Annotated in this window: 1 protein-coding gene and 1 pseudogene; one reads left to right on the top strand and one right to left on the bottom strand. The window is 57.4% G+C overall.

Translation table 11 applies throughout. From position 1 onward, the window contains the following. Positions 1-373, top strand: a pseudogene (locus NW819_RS00770) (cobyrinate a,c-diamide synthase); the annotation flags it as partial. Here the strand turns inward: NW819_RS00770 and NW819_RS00765 are convergent. Then, positions 370-1617, bottom strand: a complete 1248-nt coding sequence (locus tag NW819_RS00765; protein WP_414412597.1) for a URC4/urg3 family protein — start codon at positions 1615-1617, stop codon at positions 370-372. The pseudogene NW819_RS00770 and the gene NW819_RS00765 overlap by 4 nt on opposite strands. Positions 1618-1947: the final 330 nt, after the last annotated feature.

The following is a 1947-nucleotide window of genomic DNA, read 5'->3' as shown; positions in this document are numbered from 1 at the left end:
CGGACTGATGGTGCTGGGCCAATCCCTCACCGATTTTCAGGGAAAGACCTACCCGATGGCCGGGCTATTACCCATCCAGGTAGACATGGCCGACCGGCTGTGTTTGGGCTACCGCGAAGCTGCGGTTTTGCGCCCAACCCTGCTGGCCCCAGCCGGGGATCGCCTGCGCGGGCATGAATTTCACCGCTCCCGCAGCACCCCCATCTCCCCAAGCCCAATCTATGGCTGGGGATCCCCCGCCCAGCCTCAACAGGAAGGATGGGCCACCGAGCGCCTTCACGCTTCGTACCTGCATCTGCACTGGGGATCCCGTCCTGATTTGGCCCTGAGATTATTACAGAACTTCTTAAGAATCTCGAAAGGGGATCCCTAAAAAACCGTGCCATCGCTGAGCAGTTGGATGGGAGGAGAAGCATCTGGCCTAAGCTGGGCCGCTATTTGCCGCCCTGCCGTCCAGGTTCCCCCTTGCAGTATTTTCACCAGGGGCAACTCCTGGGCAGAGCAGCCAAGCCTTTCCCGGATTAAGGAGGCAACTTGATCCAGCAAAATCACCGTCAGGGCTCGCCACTCCACAATCACCGTCGAATCTGGGGGATGCGGTTGCTGCCCAATCTCCGGCTGCTTGAGCTGGATCACCCCCAAATCCACAAACAGCCCCCCGTTGCGATACTCCGCCAAACCCGTCAGCTCATCCAAACCCCAGATCGGGATCCCCTCCTGCTGCAACGGCTCCAGCAGGGAATAGGTCATCCATTGGGACAACTTGTGAAAAGGCACCCAATGGCTCCCCGGCTCTGTTTGGGGCAGGTGGGGATAGGGCCAGACATCCCCCAGAGGGATCCCGGCCAGCGAGACTCGCCCAGGCCAAATGGAGCTAAACCCCCTCTGAACTGCCTGGAAGACCTGTGCTGCTTTGATCCCACGGCTGGGATCCTCGGGTTGGATGGCGTCCCACAACCGGCCTGGACGAGGAAGATTGTGACCGGATCCAAAGTAATGAGGTTGAGCCCGCAAAGTTTGTGCCAACCTTTGCAGCAGTTGCCAGCGTCCTTCCAGCCCCAGCAAAGGATTTTCCGGCCCCACCTGGAAAGCTGCTGCCAAATCCGCCAAGGTGATCCGCTCCAGGCCCGCCGCATCCACCTGCAGAGGCTGTTGGGGATCGCTGGAAAACCCACCTTGCCAGAACCAGTCGAAACTGGCCAAGGCCAAACCTTCGGAACGACCCACCACCATCTGACTTTCTGGATCCCAGTACTTCCAGGCAGAGCCTGCGCCTGCGTCCAGCAACACGCTGACGATGGCCAGATCCCACTTGCATCGCAGCCGCTCCAGCGGATCCATGTCTTTAAGTCGATTTTCCAGACGGGTTAGGCGCTCCCCGGATCCCACTTGAAAATGTTGCCAGCGGCTGTGGAAGGGAATTTCCCCGGTGGGATAGTGGGCCCGCATTGTGGTGATCACATAGTCGGCTACGGATCCCAGCCGGTTCAGGTCGAGGCGAAAATGCTCTGATTCACCGGCCAAAACCCTTTCCAATAGCAACCGACAGCGATCCCGAATGGCTTGGGGACTCTGCAAATAAGCCACTCGTTTTTCCAGATCAACAGGTGTCAGCATCAAGCCGTTCCTTCTCAATTGTCCATGCCGAGAATTTTCTCAGCATAATCGGGCGGGAACCCACCTTGATCTGCATTCGTCTGCAAGCCTTGGCCCACTTGACACTCCCGCCGGTCTCTTGTCAAAAGACCGCGTCTTACTTCGCGATCGGTGAGACCCTTGCAAGAGAAAGCTTTGAGGCAACTGTCCTGATGACGCGAGCAGCCGCTGAGCCATTTTGAGAAAAGACTGGGCGAGCACTGAGTGAGGATCCCAGTCGATAAGAGTGTTGACTCGGAGTAAACTTTGATGTCTTTGTTAAGAGAAGTGTTGAATACTACATTTCACTGA

The sequence above is a fragment of the Synechococcus sp. R8-2 genome (assembly GCF_047461715.1).
GTDB lineage: Bacteria > Cyanobacteriota > Cyanobacteriia > Thermostichales > Thermostichaceae > Thermostichus.
The sequence above is the reverse complement of the archived record's forward strand: the minus strand, read 5'-3'. Positions and strand labels throughout refer to the sequence as shown.